Origin of the sequence: Tamlana carrageenivorans, from assembly GCF_002893765.1 — a bacterium.
GTDB classification, from domain to species: Bacteria; Bacteroidota; Bacteroidia; order Flavobacteriales; family Flavobacteriaceae; genus Pseudotamlana; species Pseudotamlana carrageenivorans.
This window is the reverse complement of sequence record NZ_CP025938.1, coordinates 984404-1002262: the sequence shown is the minus strand read 5'-3', so window position 1 is coordinate 1002262 and position 17859 is coordinate 984404. Positions and strand designations below refer to the sequence as shown.

13 protein-coding genes are annotated in these 17859 nt (G+C 36.6%); 5 read left to right on the top strand and 8 right to left on the bottom strand.

Annotated features, from left to right (window positions below; genetic code table 11):
- Nucleotides 1-74 precede the first annotated feature (74 nt).
- Nucleotides 75-4247, bottom strand: a complete 4173-nt coding sequence (locus tag C1A40_RS04610; protein ID WP_102994871.1) for a hybrid sensor histidine kinase/response regulator transcription factor — start codon at nucleotides 4245-4247, stop codon at nucleotides 75-77.
- Between the two features lie 299 nt (nucleotides 4248-4546).
- Between C1A40_RS04610 and C1A40_RS04605 the strand changes: the two genes are divergently transcribed.
- Together C1A40_RS04605 and C1A40_RS04600 are read left to right on the top strand one after the other, a co-directional pair.
- Nucleotides 4547-5482 carry a 2-hydroxyacid dehydrogenase gene (locus C1A40_RS04605; RefSeq protein ID WP_102994870.1) on the top strand — a complete coding sequence of 312 codons (936 nt, stop codon included), beginning with the start codon at nucleotides 4547-4549 and terminating at the stop codon, nucleotides 5480-5482.
- Nucleotides 5483-5503: 21 nt separating this feature from the next.
- A complete protein-coding gene (locus C1A40_RS04600) occupies nucleotides 5504-5962 on the top strand; it encodes a DUF1801 domain-containing protein (protein WP_102994869.1) in 459 nt (152 codons plus the stop codon).
- Between the two features lie 83 nt (nucleotides 5963-6045).
- On the opposite strand, the gene C1A40_RS04595 is transcribed toward C1A40_RS04600, so the two are convergent.
- Nucleotides 6046-7050, bottom strand: a complete 1005-nt coding sequence (locus C1A40_RS04595; protein WP_102994224.1) for an IS30 family transposase — start codon at nucleotides 7048-7050, stop codon at nucleotides 6046-6048.
- Nucleotides 7051-7215: 165 nt separating this feature from the next.
- Here C1A40_RS04595 and C1A40_RS04590 point away from each other — a divergent pair, with 165 nt between their 5' ends.
- On the top strand, nucleotides 7216-7629 hold the full coding sequence (locus tag C1A40_RS04590; protein WP_102994868.1) for a TM2 domain-containing protein: 414 nt from the start codon (nucleotides 7216-7218) through the stop codon (nucleotides 7627-7629).
- Here the strand turns inward: C1A40_RS04590 and C1A40_RS04585 are convergent.
- From C1A40_RS04585 to C1A40_RS04570, 4 genes are all read right to left on the bottom strand, one after another.
- Nucleotides 7558-7821 carry a DUF805 domain-containing protein gene (locus tag C1A40_RS04585; RefSeq protein WP_102994867.1) on the bottom strand — a complete coding sequence of 88 codons (264 nt, stop codon included), beginning with the start codon at nucleotides 7819-7821 and terminating at the stop codon, nucleotides 7558-7560. The two genes, C1A40_RS04590 and C1A40_RS04585, sit on opposite strands and share 72 nt — an antisense overlap.
- A gap of 255 nt (nucleotides 7822-8076) precedes the next feature.
- Nucleotides 8077-9921 carry a GNAT family N-acyltransferase gene (locus C1A40_RS04580; RefSeq protein WP_102994866.1) on the bottom strand — a complete coding sequence of 615 codons (1845 nt, stop codon included), beginning with the start codon at nucleotides 9919-9921 and terminating at the stop codon, nucleotides 8077-8079.
- A 22-nt stretch (nucleotides 9922-9943) separates the two neighbouring features.
- Entirely contained in the window at nucleotides 9944-11194 is a 1251-nt protein-coding gene (locus C1A40_RS04575) for an aspartate kinase (protein WP_102994865.1), read from the bottom strand.
- Between the two features lies 1 nt (nucleotide 11195).
- A complete protein-coding gene (locus C1A40_RS04570) occupies nucleotides 11196-11675 on the bottom strand; it encodes a GNAT family N-acetyltransferase (protein ID WP_102994864.1) in 480 nt (159 codons plus the stop codon).
- Nucleotides 11676-11796: 121 nt separating this feature from the next.
- Between C1A40_RS04570 and fbp the strand changes: the two genes are divergently transcribed.
- On the top strand, nucleotides 11797-12810 hold the full coding sequence (fbp, locus tag C1A40_RS04565) for a class 1 fructose-bisphosphatase (RefSeq protein ID WP_102994863.1): 1014 nt from the start codon (nucleotides 11797-11799) through the stop codon (nucleotides 12808-12810).
- Between the two features lie 112 nt (nucleotides 12811-12922).
- Nucleotides 12923-14122 (top strand): IS4 family transposase, encoded by a 1200-nt coding sequence (locus C1A40_RS04560; RefSeq protein ID WP_102994338.1) that lies wholly within the window; start codon nucleotides 12923-12925, stop codon nucleotides 14120-14122.
- Between the two features lie 177 nt (nucleotides 14123-14299).
- Here C1A40_RS04560 and C1A40_RS04555 read toward each other — a convergent pair whose 3' ends face one another.
- A complete protein-coding gene (locus C1A40_RS04555) occupies nucleotides 14300-16027 on the bottom strand; it encodes a carbohydrate-binding protein (RefSeq protein WP_241910527.1) in 1728 nt (575 codons plus the stop codon).
- Nucleotides 16028-16393: 366 nt separating this feature from the next.
- Nucleotides 16394-17857, bottom strand: a complete 1464-nt coding sequence (locus C1A40_RS04550; RefSeq protein WP_067144983.1) for a glutamate synthase subunit beta — start codon at nucleotides 17855-17857, stop codon at nucleotides 16394-16396.
- Between the last annotated feature and the right edge of the window lie 2 nt (nucleotides 17858-17859).

Below are 17859 nucleotides of genomic sequence, written 5' to 3'. Positions count from 1 at the left end.
GACATTTGAATCAAATGGTGCAACAATTTTACTAGCAGTGTGTTAAGGGCTATGTTTAACTTCTTAATAATTTTTCACGAAGCTGTTTTAGTCTTAACTTCCGTAGGTAAAAAGCCAAAGTAATTTTTAAAGCATTTGGTAAAATAGGAATGGGATGAAAAACCGGTAGCGTAACAAACTTTGCTAATATTGGTTTCTCCCATTTCTAAAATTTGTTTGGCTTTTTGCAGTCTAATGTTTCTTAAAAACTCACTAGCTGTTTGATTAGTAAGCGCTTTAATTTTACGGTAAAACTGACTTCTACTTAAATTGAGTTGGGTGGCTAAGGATTCTACGTTCAGGTTCGGGTCGCCAATATTTTTGTTAATGTGGTTTAATACGTTTTCAATAAATTCTTTATCTAAAGGGGTGCTGTTTACATCCTGTGGGACTTCGCTAATCACACTAAAGTATTTATTGAAAATAAGTTGTCTGCTGGTAATAAGCTGAGCCAGTCTTAGTTTAAGTAAGCGTATATTGAAAGGTTTTACTAAATAAGCATCGGCTCCGGTTTCTATACCTTCAATACGGTCTTCTACTTTTGCCTTAGCGGTAAGCATTAACACGGGAATGTGACTGGTACTTAAATCCTTTTTTAAATGTTTACAAAACTCCATACCGTCCATTTCGGGCATCACCACATCGGTAAGCACCACATCTGGAAAGGTTTCTTTAGCAATTTTTAATCCGTCGACACCATTATTAGCAACGAGCACTTTATACAACTTGCTTAACTCAAGTTTTAAATAAGTTCTAAGTTCTTGGTTGTCTTCAATAATTAATAAGGTGTGTTTTTGAGAAGCCACGACTTCTAAATGTTCTTCGGTTTCTTCTTCTAAGGTTACTGTTGGTACATAGGAGAAGTCATCATCGTTAAGAAATTCGGAGGCATCATCAAAAACAATTTGATTTTCTTCGAAGTGATTATAACCTGTGGGTAGTAGTATTTTAAAGGTGGTGCCTACACCAACTTTACTGCTTACTTCAATATTGCCTTTGTGTAATTTTACAAAACTCTGTACAACTTCAAGGCCAATGCCTGTACCTCCAAAATAGGTTTTACTTTGGTTTTCCACCTGATAAAACCGTTCAAAGATTTTATCGGCCTCTTCGGGGTTTAGTCCAGGTCCTGTATCTGAAATAATGATTTCTACGGCTTGCACGTCTTCATCTTTATTGGCCAAAGGCAAATGGTATAATTGCTCGGTGGCTAATAAGTCAATGTTTATAGCGCCACCTTCAGGAGTAATTTTTATAGCGTTGGATAGTAAGTTGAATATGATTTTTTCTAACATTTTTACATCGGCCCAAACGGTTGCATTGGGGTTGTCGGAATCGACACTTAATAAAATGTTTTTATTGTTAGCTTCTTCTTTAAAATAGCTTACGATATTTTTTGTGAAATCAAGAAGGTTTATTGCTCTCGCTTTTACATGAAGTTTATGCATTTCCAGTTTTCTAAAGTCCATGAGTTCATTAATAAGGCGGTATAAGCGATCGGCATTTTTATTAATAATGGCATGTTTGTTTTTTACATGGTGTGGTAGGTCTAACTTCGTGTCGTGAATGAGATCTTTTAGAGGATTCATGATTAAAGTTAGTGGCGTACGAAACTCGTGGGAGATATTGGTGAAAAACTGAATTTTATTCTGATTTAGTTCCTCTTGTTGTATGCGCTGCATGCGTTCATTTCTAATAAGCTCTTTTTCTTTTATTCTGCTCTGGGTAAGGTGGTTGAGGTAATAGAGGCTAATTAAGAACAGGATGATGTATAGGATAATGGCCCAGTTAGATTTCCACCATGGTGGTAGAATTTCTATGCTTAGTTCTAAAGGGGTTTCGGTCCAAACGCCATCATTGTTTGATGCTTTTAATTTAAAAGTATAGTTGCCCTGATCCAGATTGGTATAGGTGGCACTGCGTTTTTGTCCTACATAATTCCAGGAATCTTCATATCCTTCTAAATAATAGGCATAGTTGTTTTTTTCGGGTCTAGTAAAGTTTATACCAGTGTATTCAATAGTGAATACCGATTGGTTGCTGTTTAGGGTAATGCTTTGTGTTTCAGAAATGGTTTTATTTAATGGCGAGTCTTCTTGGTTAGGGGTTACCTTTTCATTAAACAATTTTAAATCGGTTAAATGCAAAATAGGAACCTTAGCATTGGTTTTTAAATTGTTGGGATGAAAATAATCGAGACCTTTTAAATTGCCAAAGTAGAGCACACCCTGGCTGTCTTTTAAAACGGCACCAGAATTAAAATCGTTAGAAAGTAAACCATCGTTAATGGAATAATTGGTATACGCTAAGGGGTTTAATGTTATTTTTGTTAAGCCCGAATTACCGCTAACCCATATGTTGTTGTCGGCATCTTCGATTATGGCAGCAACGTTATCTTCGTCTAAACCATTTGATTTATTAAACCATTCAAATTGCTTATTGGATGGGTCGTATTTATAAAGACCTGTACCTCGTGTACCCACCCAGATATTAGCTTTAGAATCTTCGTAAATGCTTAGTATGTAATTGGTGTTGGCCGAACTGTTGAATGTTTTGTTTATTTTATCTGAAAAAGCATATATTTTATTGATATGCATGCCATCTTTTTCAATTTTAAAAAGCCCGTCTACAGAGCCAAGCCATAAATTATCGTTGGTGTCTATAAGTACTTTTGAAACGTCGGTAGTGTTTAGTCGATGCCTTACAAAAGCTTCCGAATTGAAATGTGTGAAATCTTGTGTTTGCGGATTGAAGGCATGAAGGCCCTGAAAGGAAGTGCCTACCCAAATAACCCCTTCAGCATCTTCGGTAATACTTCTAATGGTGTTGGATTGTAATTCTTTGGCATTCTCGGTCGTGTAGCAAATAAATTTTCGGCTTCCTTTTTTTAAAAAAAACAAACCATGATCCCAACTACCGGCCCAAATGTTTCCTTTAGAATCTTTAAACAAAGACATGATATGGTTAGAGGCTAATCCAGAATACACACTTTGGTCCTCGGTGTTTATATGTGTAATTTTATTAGTTTTAGTGTTTAATACATCAATACCTCCGCCGTCGGTAGCCATCCAAAGATTTTCGTTTTCATCTTTTATAATAGCCATAATAGAGGTGATTTTAAGAGAATTGTCTTTGTTTGGAGAACTTTTAATATCTTCAAACTTATCGTATAAAGCGTCGCTAATGGCTACACCGCTATTAAAGTATCCCATCCAAATGCGACCATCGTTGTCTACATATAATTTCCAAATGGAATTGTGTAATAAGCTGTTTTCATCCTCTTTACTATAAATGTAATTTTTAACTATAGCATCGTTTTGATCTAAATGAAAAAGACCATCGTTTTCGGTGCCAACCATCATGGTGTCATCGGGTAATTGGGCTAGAGTGATTATTTTTTTTGTTGTTAGCGGTATTTGTTTAACATTAATAATGCTGTAGTTTTGATTTTTATTCAGGGTGCATTTATATACCCCTTGGTTGGCTTGTGTACCAATCCAGAGTTGGTTGTTTCGATCTACCATAAGGGTAGCAATTTCGGTTTCAAAGCTGGTTTTGTCTTTCGTGTAAAAATTAGCGTGTACCAGTTTGTTTTCAGCAACATCAATTTCTTTTAAACCATAATTTGTAGCCACGTATAATTTGTTGTTGCCCACATGTTCCATGCAGTTGATGTTTATGCGGTGCGATTGGTCGTGAAAGGTCGAATTTGCTACTTTTTCAACTTTAAAGGTGTTAATGTTCAGTTTGTAAATGCCATTACCATAGGTGCCTATATATAAATTATTTGAGGCGTCTTCGGTAATGGTTGTAATTTTATCGTTGTTTGGATTGCTAGCATCAAGAACCAAGCGCTGAAATTGATCTAAGGCACAGTTGTATAAGTCTAAGCCGTTTTCGGTGCCAACCCAAAGTCTTTGTTTACTATCAATAAAGGTGCAGTCTACACGACTACTACTTAAGGAGGTCGAGTCGTTTAAAACATGTTTATAGGAGGTGTAATTAATACCATCAAACTTGTACAGGCCAGTGGCAGTCGTAGCAATCCAAATGAAGCCTTTGTGGTCTTGTACGATATCTGGAATGCCAACTTTAGGAATGCCTTCCTTGATACTTACAAAGTCATATTCTTTTTGGAGGTTCTGTCCCCAAGAACTGAAGTAAAAAACCCATATTAAAAGTAGGGGTAAACATATAGTTTTTTTCATAAGTAAAGTGGTTAGTTGGATCTGTATTTAAAGATAAAGATAATTTTTAAGAAAATTGAGCACTGAAATTAAAGTAGCATACCTTGTAAATTATGTTGCATATAGGCTGTAAATGTTGCAATATTAAGGGTTTGTAGGTGTGTTGGGTTGAGGTAATAGGTGTGCGAAATCTTTAATGAGGGAGCTTTTGTTAACATTTTATGCGGTTTACGAGCATGATAGTTGTGTTTGCTTTTTCAAGTTTTGACTAAGCTGCAGTATATTAAAACTTCGTAAATTTGAAATCGAAATCCAGATTTATGAAAGTCCTCCATTTAGATACCAATCACGAATTGTTAATTGATCAATTAAACGCTTTAGGTTTTGAGAATCATGAAGATTATACCGCTTCCAAAACCGACATTGAAGCTAAAATTCATGAGTACGATGGTATTATATTAAGAAGTCGTTTTACGATTGATAAAACCTTTTTAGACGCCGCAAGCCATTTAAAGTTTATAGGGCGTGTTGGTGCTGGATTGGAAAATATTGATTGCGATTACGCCGAATCTAAGGGCGTATTTTTAGCGTCGGCCCCAGAAGGGAATCGTAATGCAGTTGGCGAACATGTACTAGGGATGTTATTGTCGTTATTTAATAAATTGAATAAAGCTGACGCCGAAGTGAGAGCCGGGAAATGGTTACGAGAGGCCAACCGCGGGGTTGAGTTGGATGGCCGAACCGTAGGACTTATTGGTTACGGAAACATGGGCAAGGCCTTTGCCAAGAAATTACGTGGTTTCGATGTGGAGGTGCTTTGTTACGATATAAAGAACGGAGTTGGTGATGATAATGCGAAGCAGGTTTCACTCGCGGAGTTTCAGGAAAAAGTAGATGTTATTAGTCTGCACACCCCACAAACCCCACTAACTTTAAACATGATTGATAGTCACTTTATTAATCAGGTAAAAAAGCCCTTTTGGTTCATAAATACTGCGCGCGGAAAAAGCGTGGTGACTCAAGATTTGGTTTCAGCCTTGCAATCAGAGAAAATTTTAGGTGCCGGATTAGATGTTTTGGAATACGAAAAAGCCTCTTTCGAAACCTTATTTTCTAACGAACTCCCACAAGCTTTTAAATATTTAATTGAAGCCGAAAATGTATTGCTCACTCCGCACGTGGCCGGTTGGACCGTTGAAAGTAAAGAAAAACTAGCTCAAACCATTGTAGATAAGATTAAAGCGAAATTTTGTTAATTTTAGTAAAAACAAAATAGCATGCAGTACAAAGCAACTTCACCAGAGGATTATATTAGTCAGTTGCCAGAAGATCGGGTAGTGCCCATTAAAAAGTTAAGAGCAACTATTGTAAAGCATTTACCCGAAGGTTTTGAAGAAGGCATTCAGTATGGCATGATAGGGTATTTTGTGTCGCACAGCCTATATCCAGGTGGCTACCACTGCAAGCCCGAAGAGCCTTTGCCGTTTATGAGTTTTGCTTCTCAAAAGAATTCCATAAATCTTTACCATAGCGGCATTTATGCCATTCCAGAATTGTACGATTGGTTTGTTGCCGAATATCCTAAACACAGTAAATACAAATTGGATATGGGAAAAAGCTGCATCCGGTTTAAAAAAGTAGAAGCTATTCCTTACCAGTTAATTGGAGAGTTGGTGTGTAAACTAAGTGTTGCCGATTGGATTTCGGTTTATGAAAAAGCTATTAAAAGAAATTGATGTTTCGCTTTCGCGGAAAAACAAGTAGGATGGGGCTGCATTCAAGGTTCTAACGCAACAAACGTTGCTTTTTTTGTATGAGTCTAAGCTACAATTTTTAGTTCTTTTATCATAACTTCATTAGGGGTTTTAAATCCAATAATTTTACGAGGTCTATTGTTTAATTTTTCTTGAATTTCGATGAATGTATTTAAGTCAATTTTGTTAAAATCTGTTCCTTTTGGGAGGTACCTTCTGATGAGTCCGTTAGTGTTTTCATTGGTACCTCTTTCCCAAGAAGAATAGGGGTGTGCAAAGTAAATTTTCATACCTGTTTTCTTGGTAATTGTTTCGTGTCTTGCCATTTCAATTCCATTATCGTAGGTCATAGATTTTTTGAATATGGGATCTAGTTTGTTAAGTTCTTTAGAAAACATTTTAGCAATTTCCTTAGAGTTCCTGGCTTTTAGTTTGATAATTAATGTATATCTAGATTTGCGTTCTACGATAGTTCCAATAGCCGATTTTTGATCCTTCCCAATCATTAAATCTCCTTCCCAGTGTCCGATTTCATTTCTTAGGTTAATATGCTCGGGCCTTAGGTCTATACTGACTTGGTTTAATATTTTAGATCCTGTTCTGCGTCTTTTTTTAGAGGGTCTACGTCTTGTTTTTTTGCGTACGAGGAGTTTAATTAGTTTTTTATTTAAACTAGCTTGAGGCTTTGCATATATGTACCTATAAATTGATTCGTGAGAAATAGACATTATAGGATCATTTGGGAATTCTTCTTTTAGTCTTCCAGCAATTTGTTCAGGAGTCCATTGTGATAATAAGCCCCTATAGACATAAATTCGAAGTCTAGGGTACTTAGATATTTTATCAATATTTCTTTTGTTTAGGTAATCATCTTTGGCGCACCAATGAGCTAGTTCTGCTGAGTATTTATCTCTATCTGTTTGCACCCATTTATTAACTTCTCTTGTAACCGTAGATCGAGCTCTGTTAATGGTTATAGCGATGTATGATTTATTCTTTTTTTCAGTTAAAAGAGTCTCAATCTGTATTCTTTCTTTAAGGGTAAGTCTACCTGTTTTTTTTCGTACCATAATTACAAATCTATTAATTTAGATTTGTTGCGTTAAGTTCTTGAATACGGAGGGTAAAGGGTGAATTTATCAAGACGGTATTATGTAACTATAATTTTTAAGTTTGGACTTTTTTAAAGACACTTTTTATGTAATTTCGAACGGATTTAGAAATGCAATTTTACTATGACTGAAGAAAATAATAAGAATCAGGACTTTAATGATTCTTTTGAATCGGCTAAAGAAAAAGCAAAAGGCTTTGCGGAAGAAGCTAAAGAAACCGCTACAGAGTTTGCCGAAAACGCGAAACAGACCTTTAGTACTAACGATAATCAAAAATTATTAGCTGGAATTTTGGCACTGTTGTTCGGGTCCTTTGGGCTCCATAAATTTATATTAGGATATACCAAAGAAGGAGCCACGCTTTTAGGGATAACCATTTTAGGCGTGTTATTATCTTGTTTCGGAATAGGAGCTCTATTTGTTTGGGTGTCTACGGTTATTGGCTTTGTTGAAGGTGTTATTTATTTAACCAAATCTGATGCCGCTTTTTCCAATGTCGTGCAAACGACGAACGGCAACAGCCAAACCAGGGATTAAAACAGCTAAACCATATATTAATGAAATAGGTCCGGTGCCATTATCGTTATAAGCAAGCCCTAATATATTGTCTATGGCCGCGGCAATAAAAGCAAAGATGAAGTTAAATAAAACAAACATCCAAAATTCTTGACGTCTGGAGCGTCCTTTAAAATCTGTGTATTGTGATAATACTTTTTTATACCATTTCATAAGTTGAGGTTGGTTTTTGTGGTTAATGCTCTTAAATATAGTTGTTTATTGTTAAATGGGGAAGTGGAGGGATGGTTTTTGGGTTATTAGTTAATGGTTATTAGTTTTATGTTTGGTTTTTTAATTTTGTCAATAGTCAATAGTCAATAGTCAATAGTCAATAGTCAATAGTCAACGGTCAACATTAGATATAAAATAAGTTTAAACTGGAAACTGGGGTTTAAACATTGATGGTTTTTGATCAATAATCGATAATCAATTCTCTTCCTCTTCCTCTTTTTTTCCGTTTTGAATTTTACTCTCAAGTTCAGCTTGAAATTCTTCCATAACAGGACGTACGGTACTTTCAGGAAGGTCGGCGATTTTAATATACATTAGGCCATCAACCGAATTATTAAATAAAGGATCGACATTAAAAGCTACTAAACGTGCATTTTGTTTGATGTATTTTTTTAGTAAAACAGGAAGTCTTAAAGCTCCAGGTTCGATTTCATCAATAAAACGATCAAATTTATTTAAATCGGCTTCGGTTTCATCAAAAACAAAATCTTTATCGGCGTCCTTAAGTTTTACCTTAAATTCTTTTTTCGGACGCACGTATTGGGCGATATAAGGGTCGTAGTAATGCGATTTCATAAATTCAATCATCAATGATTTTGAGAAATTTGAAAACTGATTACTAATACTCACCCCGCCAATAAGGTAATTGTGTTCTGGAAAACGTAATGTGGTATGTACAATGCCTTTCCAAAGCAGGAATAAAGGCATAGGTTTTTGTTGGTATGCTTTAATGATGAAAGCACGACCCATTTCAATAGATTCGCTCATCATTTTATACAGTTCGGGTTCAAACCTAAAAAGGTCTTGCAAATAAAAACCATCGATACCATAGGTTTTGAATATTTGGGAGCCAAGGCCCATGCGGTAAGCTCCAGCTAAAACATCTTTTTCATTATCCCAAAGGAACATATGGTGGTAATAGTTGTCGAAGGGATCTAAATCAATGGCTTCATTGGTGCCTTCTCCAATTTCTCTAAAGGTAATTTCTCTAAGGCGGCCTATTTCCCTAAGGATGTTAGGTATTTTTTGAGGTTCGGCTAAGAATACCTCGTAATTTTTACTTTCAAGAAGTCGGGAGCCGTCTTCCCTAACAGTTTTAAGCTCTTCTAACATTAAGAGTCGGTCCACCGGTGTCACGATTTTTTTTGGTGGTTTGGCTGTTTTAAAATTGGAGGTGATGTTGCTGGTTAACTTTGATGCTTCTTCAAATGAATTGGAAAGCAAATATGTTTTTCGTCTTAAGAAATCACTAAAATCTTGTAAAGATGGGTATTCCTTTTGGTCGTCGACAGAAATAGGTTTTCCTATTCTAACCTTTATAACGCGTTTTTTCTGAGTGAGTAGTTCGGACGGTAATTTTGCCGTTCTAAAGGTGTCGCTAATTTTAGAAAGTTTATAAAAAAGCGGACTGTTTTTGGCATGAAAATATATAGGTACTACAGGCACTCTAGCTTTTTGAATAAGCTTCATGGCTGTCTCTTCCCAAGGTCGATCTACCACCAATTTCCCATCGTGGTATGTAGAAACTTCCCCGGCAGGGAAAATACCTAAAGGGTGACCCGATCTAATATGTAAAATGGCGTTTTTAAACCCAGCTACACTCGATTTAACATCTTTTCGGTCTTCGAAAGGATTTACAGGCATGATAAAGGGCTTCATAGGCTCAATACGATGCAGTAAAAAATTGGCTATAATTTTAAAATCACTACGCTGTTCTAGCATGAGTTTAAGTAACAAAATACCATCGATACCTCCAAGCGGATGGTTGGAAATGGTAATGTATGCGCCATCTTTAGGTAAACGCTTTAAATCTTCTTCAGGAATCTCGAATTTAATTTGAAAGTCTTCTAAAATACCATCTAGAAAAGGTAAGTCACTCAGGTGTTTATTACGCTTATAAATTTTATTGAGCGTAGATATTTTTAAAACTTTCATTAAAATCCACCCCGTAAAAGTACCCAGAAAACCATATTTATCTAACTGGATGGCTTTTGCAACTTCTTTAGCGGAAACGAGTCCTAAATCTTGCGGTTTACTCATAGCTGTAAAGGTACTAAATTGTTTATTTAGTTACTACTTGGGTTGTTTCTTGGGTTAATTGTTTTAATAACACGGTTTTACTGGCTTCAATTTGATGAATGGAAGCCTCGTTATAGTGCCTTATCGTGTATAGGGAAACATTTTCATGGCAAGTTACTTTAAATTTTGCTTTTAAGTGATGTAAAAGTTTTTCAAGATTGTCATAAATGTTGTCAATACACACGGAAAAGCTAATGGCAGAATTCTGAATGACATTAACCTTCATTTTGTAGGTGGCTAGTAAACTAAAAATCTCACTGATGTTTTCTTCAACGATATAGGAAAAATCTAAAGACGATAAAGCGATAAGTGCTTGATTTTTTTTAACGATAAAACAAGGGATTTTAGGTTCTAAATCCTCGTTTTTTCCTATTTGTGTTCCGGGGGCTTCTGGATTTAGAAACGATTTTACAAATAAAGGAATTTCCTTGCGTTGTAGCGGTTGTAAGGTTTTAGGGTGAATTACTGAAGCGCCGTAAAAGGCCAGTTCTATAGCTTCACGATATGATATTTTGTTCAGTAATTTGGCATTTTCAAAGTAACGCGGATCGGCATTTAAAACCCCAGGCACATCTTTCCAAATGGTAACGCTTTCGGCATTTAAACAGTAGGCGTAAATCGCCGCTGTGTAATCGCTGCCTTCGCGTCCTAAGGTGGTGGTGAAATTGTGCGAATCACTAGCTAAAAAACCTTGGGTAATGTTTAATGTGTTAGCGTCGTAATTCTGATTTATAAGGCGCTGGGTGCTATCCCAATCGACATTGGCACGTCTAAAATAACTATCGGTTTTAATCTGTTCGCGAACATCAATCCAGTTATTTTTGATATTTATACTATTTAAATAAGCGCTAACAATACTTGTTGAAACTAGTTCGCCATAACCAATTACTTGGTCGTAAACATAACTGTAATCTGGCGATTTGTTTATTTTAAAAAAGATATTAAGCTCTTCGAAAAACTGGTTTATTTTTTGAAAAACAGGGTGATTCTCATTATCAAATAAATCGAGTAGAATGGCATTATGATATTTTCTAATATCTTGAATAGAGCTTTGTAACTCACTTTTGTTTTCAAAGTAATTTTTGATCACCACTTCTAGGGCATTGGTTGTTTTTCCCATAGCCGAAATAACAATAAGTGTATGGTCGTAGCCTGTTTTCTGTAAAACTGAAGCGACATTTTTCACCCCATGAGCATCTTTAACCGAGGCACCGCCAAATTTATAGATGCGCATATTATAAATTTGTTAAGTAGTTATTAATGCCCGTTTCATCCAAATGAACCACATTCCAGTCTCTTAAAACTTTAGCACCTTTTTTTTCATATAAGGCAATGGCGCCTTCATTCCAATCGAGTACCTCCCAATTAATACGTTTTACTCCTAATTGGTGGCTGTATTTTATAACTTCATCTAAAAGTGCCGTTCCTATACCCTTTCCACGCATGGCTTTGCTAACAATTAAATCTTCTAAATGAATAATTTTACCTTTCCAAGTCGAATAGCGGTTGTATATTAAAGCAATCCCTTCAACTTGGTTATTCACTTCAGCAACAAAACAATGAAACGCGGGCTGGTCTCCAAAACCATCGTTTTCTAAGTCACTCAGAGTGACTTCTACAGCTTCTGGTTCTTCCTCAAAAATGGCGAGCTCGTTTATTAATTGAAGCACCCGAGGCATGTCGGTTTTTTTAGCATCTCTAATAGTGTAGTTCATTCTAAATATTATTGAAGGTCAAATATAGTTTAAAGTTGAATATTTTCGGTGTATTACCTTTTCGAAATCGTTGTAGTTTATGAAAATTTATAGATATTTGTCTAAACTAATAACCATACCTATGTCGCATAAAAAACAAACCCTAGGAGAATTTATCATTGAAAATCAATCAGCTTTTAAATACTCCTCAGGAGAGTTGTCTAGTTTGCTAAATTCCATCCGATTGGCCGCAAAAGTTGTAAATCACGAAGTAAATAAGGCCGGATTGGTCGATATTATTGGTGCTGCGGGAGATATGAATATTCAAGGAGAAGATCAGCAAAAGTTAGATGTTTATGCTAACGAAAAGTTTATACAAACCATGACCAAGCGTAATATTGTTTGTGGTATTGCTAGTGAAGAGGAAGATGATTTTATTTCTATTAATAGCCAAGATGAAAACAATGGAAACAAATACGTGGTATTGATAGATCCCTTAGATGGGTCGTCAAACATTGATGTGAATGTTTCGGTTGGAACTATTTTTTCAATTTATAGAAGGGTAACTCCAGTAGGAACCCCGGTTCAATTAAAGGATTTTTTACAAAAAGGACGTGAGCAGGTTGCGGCTGGTTATGTGGTTTATGGGACTTCTACCATGATTGTTTATACCACTGGAGCTGGCGTAAACGGATTTACTTTAAATCCTGCGATTGGCTCTTTTTACTTATCGCACCCCGATATGACCTTTCCTGAAGATGGTCATATCTACTCGGTAAACGAAGGGAATTATATACACTTTCCGCAAGGAATAAAAAACTATATAAAATATTGTCAGCAAGAGGAAGACGATCGCCCTTATACGTCTAGGTACATAGGCTCTTTGGTGTCGGACTTCCATAGAAATATGATTAAAGGTGGTATTTATTTATATCCACAAAGTTCTAAAAATCCAAAAGGGAAATTGCGTTTATTATACGAATGTAATCCTATAGCGTTTTTAGCCGAACAAGCAAACGGAAAGGCTAGCGACGGATTTACGAGAACGTTAGATGTGGAACCTAGCGAATTACACGAGCGTGTGCCATTTATTTGTGGAAGTAAAAATATGGTTGAAAAAGCTGAAGAATTTATGCGCTTAGCTCAAGTGAAATAAGCACTTCAATAATTATAAATCATTAGTGTCCGATAAAAGATTTTAAAAGCGGGATTTCCAAGATAGGATTTCCCGCTTATTTTGTATCTTGAAGTTATCACACATCCAAGATATGAATAAAAGTAAAAACTTTAGCGGACAACCCATAATCAAACAGGTATTAAATTTCATTTTGCCCAAAGATGTTCATCGGACAGCCAAAAAGCACAACAGCGATCGCTATACCAAAAAGTTTACCACCTATGAGCATTTGGCCACTATGGTATTTACCGTGATCAGTGGCTGTAGCTCACTTCGTGAGGTTTCCAGTATTATGCTTGCCTGCGAGGGAAAGATCAACCATCTAGGACTCACGGACTTTCCAAAACGCAGTACCTTGTCAGATGCTAACAGGAGAAGAAGCTCTGAAGTATTTGCCGATATTTATCATTTACTCTACAAACGTTACCATCGCTTTTTATCGGACAGCAGACCCTTAGAACCTGCAGTGAAGAACCTTAAAATCGTTGATTCCTCGACCATCCCCCTATTTAGTGACATTCTTAAAGGTGTAGGAAGGAACCCGCTCAACGGCAAAAAGAAAGGAGGTATCAAGATGCATACTATGATAAACGCCATGGAAGACGTTCCTTGTCTGATTAAGTTTTCAAGCGCGGCCACGCACGACCACACCTTTTTAAAAGACCTGGAACTCAAGAAGGGCTCTTATGTGGTTTTTGACAAAGGGTATGTGGATTATGAGCAATACCAAAAATGGACACTGGAAGATGTTTACTTTGTGACTCGGCAAAAGGACAATGCTCGCTATACAAGCCTTGAAGAGTTTGATATCTCCAATAAAGTGGACGATGCTGTCCTAAAGGACGAAAAAATAGGGCTTACGGACAAAAACGGCAACGCTTTTTCCCTGAGGAGAATCGCTTTTTGGCACGAAAAGCACCAAAAAGTTTATGAGTTCATCACTAATAATTATGATCTTGATGCAGACAAAATAGCCGACATCTATAAAAATAGGTGGCAGATTGAGACGATGTTCAAGCGGCTTAAACAGAACTTTCCGCTAAAGTATTTTTTGGGAGACAATCAAAATGCCATCGAAATACAAATCTGGGTCAGTTTGATAATCCAGCTCATTATGCTTGTGATCCAAAGAAAAGCCCAAAGAAACTGGGCTTATTCCAATATGATGTCCGTCATACGATACCATTTGATGACATATATCGATTTGTTCAAATTCCTGAAAAACCCAGAAGCTAATTGGGAAGAGATTACAACCAAAAACATTGGGCAATTAAGCCTTTTTGACCCATAAGGAGGTTCTGTTTTCAAAATAAAGAGTGCGATCAATAAAAAAGGCCAACACCAAAGCTTTTTTAGCTAATTCTGTTTTTTATCGGACAACAATAATTATAAATATAAAAATGCGAACGGTTACCGTTCGCATTTTTTTGTTTTACACACCTGTTAAAGGTTATATGTAGATGTTGGTTTAATGAGCTACAAAGTAGTCGTAAACAATAACCTCGCCGTAGTTATTTGATTTTCCAGTTTCACTACCTTCTTGTTCCGCATTACTTTGTGTATAGTTTCCTATTTTAAAGTACGCTTCGCCATAAGATTTATCCATTAAAATGGTGCTAGAGCCATCTTTTACAAGGTAAGAAGAGGCATTACCATTGGCGTAAGCATTTTTAAGGTTGCCGTCTTCACTGTAGTAGCAGTAATGTTTACCGTCTTTAACTTCAAAAATCACTTCATGTACGGTACCTAAAGAATAGTTGGTTTTAATGGTTAAATCATCTCTTAATTTATTGCCATTAAAGCTTAAGAAAAGGTGATTTCCTTCAAGTCTTAATACCATAGCATCATCAATACCTTCATCTTTATTGCCGTGAATTTGTGTGGCTACCAGATGATCTTTAACAATAGGTAAATGCGTAATGGCTTGTTTAACATAAACCACGTGGGTTCCAGAAGTGGTCCAGTAAATGTCTGAACTACCATCTTCTTTTCTTTCTCTAAGTTCAGAACGCACATAATCAGAGTTAGGGGTTGTGCCGTTATTACTTCTAATTGGTGCACGGAAAACCATACCATTTTTGTCGCTATTTACATAGAAGTATTCATTATTAGCCTCACCACATAAGGTTTTATCTTCTTCTCCATCTGGATAGGTAATTTTCCATTGGTTGCAGTTGCTCATTAAATCTGAAGGAATGCTAGCGTTCCCTGGGCTAGGCGTTTCTGGGTCAGTTGGGTCTGTAGGATCTGTGGTTCCGCTACCCGTAGAAAATACTTGTACTTCGGCTAAAGAAAGGGCGTTGGTGCCTTTTAATTTAATACGTACACGTGAACCAGTTACGCCGCCTGTATTTATGGTAACTGATGGATTTGGAGAATCTGCAATCGTTGTTTTATAAGCTAAATCGCCATTTTCTTTATAAACAAAAACATCAAAATTACTTAGTCTGGCTTTACAACAGCTATCGGTACGGCCCCAAATTTTTATAGAACCTATTTCGTAATCTTGACCTAACCGTACTTGCCACCATGGTTGGGCTGTGTTTAAGGTGTGGGTTACGCTACCGTTTGCCCATACACCAGCAGTATTACCGTCTACCGCTCTACTTGGAACACCGCCATGAGATACCGAAGATTGTTCAGCTGTTTTACCTAATGCTAAATTTTCAGAAGCGCTTTCATCGACATCAATTGGTGTGATTTTAATCCAATTAATATTCCAGCCTCCGCCTGTAGCGAGAAGTTTTAAAGTGCTACTGCCGGCTTCTAAGTCAACTGTTTTAGAAGTGGTAACCCAAGTTTGCCAGTTGCCAGTTGCTGTTTTGTTTACATTGTTAAGTTTTGTGCCGTCTTGATAAAAATCAAATTTAGACGTGTTGGTTTTAGAAGCTACTCTAAATTCAAATTTGTAGCTTCCCGATGCTGGAACATCGATATCGTATTCAAGGTAATCGCCGGTGTCTATCCAACCTACATTAAGTCCGCCACCAGAATCGGCAGTGTTTTCAGTTTTTATTCCGCTCATGCTATCATAAGCTTCAGCTTGAATGGTTACAGCAGATTTGGCTGATAGGGTCGATTTGGATAGGGCAGTGGCAGACAAGTTTGTGTCTTCGGTTGCTGTATCTTCTTCTAAAATCTCTTCATTAGAGCATGCGTAAAATACTAGGGTGAGGGCTAATGTTGCAAAGCTCACTGATGTCAACTTTACAAATTTTAAAAATCTGTTTTTCATGTTTAATACATTTAAATTAGTTTAGTAAAAGATTAATTTTTAGCTGGTTAACTAATGTGGTAAACCAAAATGGTTTTCCAAATGTAAATGAATAACTAGAATTTCCAAATTTTAGCGCATAAAAAGTGAGAATTTTATAAAAAATATGTTAAAAAATTACCGTTTGTCGGATAATTTGTGAATTATCACGCTAAAAGTGTTGGTTGTTAGATGTTTATGTGATTGCGATATTCGTAATGAGATTTCTGTTTTTAGCTCAAATTGAAACAAAAAAAATGCGAATCTTTAAGATTCGCATTTTTTAATATTACACTAATTTTATTTTAACTACAGGGCAACAAGATCACCAGTCATGTCTTTAGATGGTAAATTCGATTTACCCATTAAAAAGATATCCACTTGTCTTGCAGCTTCTCTACCTTCGGAAATGGCCCAAACAATTAATGATTGTCCGCGACGCATATCACCTGCAGTAAAGATGTGAGGTATATTAGTTTGATATTTGCCATATTCTGCTTTGTAGTTAGAACGGGCATCTTTTTCAATACCTAATTTATCGGCTAAGTTGCCTTCAGGACCTGTAAAACCTAAAGCTAATAAAGCAAGGTCACAAGGCCATGTTTTTTCTGTTCCAGCGATTTCAATAAGTTGCGGACGCTCACCAGGAACCATTTTCCACTCCACATTGACTGTTTTCAGAGCGATTAGCTTGCCACTGTCATCCTTTACAAATTCTTTGGTATTAATTAACCAGTTTCTTTCAACGCCCTCTTCATGAGAAGAAGATGTTTTTAATTGTAAAGGCCAGAATGGCCAAGGTGTTGTTGGCGAACGGTGTCCAGGTGGTTTCGGCATAATTTCGAAATTAACAACCGATTTAGCACCTTGACGGTTAGAGGTTCCAACACAGTCAGATCCCGTATCACCACCACCAATAACAATAACGTTTTTGTCGGTAGCCAATACTTGGTCTTTTATGTCTTGACCAAATACGACTTTAGTTTGTTGTGTTAAGAAATCCATAGCTTGTACAACACCATCAGCATCGATGCCAGGCGTCGGTAAGCTTCTTCTTTCTGTAGCACCGCCACAAAGTACAACCGAATCAAAGGCTTTTAAGTCTTTAACATCATAATTAACCCCTACATTTACGTTGGTTTTAAAAGTGATGCCTTCAGCTTCTAAAATAGCCACACGACGGTCAATGATACCTTTTTCCATTTTGAAGTTAGGAATACCATAACGAAGTAGGCCTCCGATAGCATCGTCACGTTCAAAAACGGTTACGGTGTGTCCCGCTCTATTTAATTGTTGTGCTGCAGCTAATCCAGCAGGTCCAGAACCTACAACGGCTACAGTTTTACCTGTTCTTGTTTTTGGAGGTTGAGGTTTAATCCATCCTTCCTTAAAAGCGCGTTCAACAATATTTTTTTCTATTTCTTCAATAGCTACAGGGTCTTCAATAATACCTAATACACATGATTTTTCACATGGTGCAGGACAAAGTCTTCCTGTAAATTCAGGGAAGTTGTTTGTTGAATGTAATAACCATGAAGCTTTTTGCCATTCACCTTGGTGTACCATGTGGTTGAAGTCAGGGATTAAATTCCCTAACGGGCATCCACTGTGGCAAAATGGAATCCCACAATCCATACAACGGGAACCTTGTTTTACTTGGTCTTCTTCACTTAATGGAATCGTAAATTCATTATAATTCTTTACACGTTCCTTTACAGGAACGTTTTGTTCATCTTGTCTTTCAAATTCTTTAAATCCAGTTACTTTTCCCATGA

What these genes read in the sequence shown, in the direction of transcription:
- C1A40_RS04585 (WP_102994867.1), bottom strand. Translation starts at nt 7,821, where the DNA reads ATGAAATGGTATAAAAAAGTATTATCACAATACACAGATTTTAAAGGA.
- C1A40_RS04570 (WP_102994864.1), bottom strand. Translation starts at nt 11,675, where the DNA reads ATGAACTACACTATTAGAGATGCTAAAAAAACCGACATGCCTCGGGTG.
- C1A40_RS04600 (WP_102994869.1), top strand. Translation starts at nt 5,504, where the DNA reads ATGCAGTACAAAGCAACTTCACCAGAGGATTATATTAGTCAGTTGCCA.
- C1A40_RS04560 (WP_102994338.1), top strand. Translation starts at nt 12,923, where the DNA reads ATGAATAAAAGTAAAAACTTTAGCGGACAACCCATAATCAAACAGGTA.
- fbp (WP_102994863.1), top strand. Translation starts at nt 11,797, where the DNA reads ATGTCGCATAAAAAACAAACCCTAGGAGAATTTATCATTGAAAATCAA.
- C1A40_RS04595 (WP_102994224.1), bottom strand. Translation starts at nt 7,050, where the DNA reads ATGGTACGAAAAAAAACAGGTAGACTTACCCTTAAAGAAAGAATACAG.
- C1A40_RS04590 (WP_102994868.1), top strand. Translation starts at nt 7,216, where the DNA reads ATGACTGAAGAAAATAATAAGAATCAGGACTTTAATGATTCTTTTGAA.
- C1A40_RS04580 (WP_102994866.1), bottom strand. Translation starts at nt 9,921, where the DNA reads ATGAGTAAACCGCAAGATTTAGGACTCGTTTCCGCTAAAGAAGTTGCA.
- C1A40_RS04610 (WP_102994871.1), bottom strand. Translation starts at nt 4,247, where the DNA reads ATGAAAAAAACTATATGTTTACCCCTACTTTTAATATGGGTTTTTTAC.
- C1A40_RS04575 (WP_102994865.1), bottom strand. Translation starts at nt 11,194, where the DNA reads ATGCGCATCTATAAATTTGGCGGTGCCTCGGTTAAAGATGCTCATGGG.
- C1A40_RS04550 (WP_067144983.1), bottom strand. Translation starts at nt 17,857, where the DNA reads ATGGGAAAAGTAACTGGATTTAAAGAATTTGAAAGACAAGATGAACAA.
- C1A40_RS04605 (WP_102994870.1), top strand. Translation starts at nt 4,547, where the DNA reads ATGAAAGTCCTCCATTTAGATACCAATCACGAATTGTTAATTGATCAA.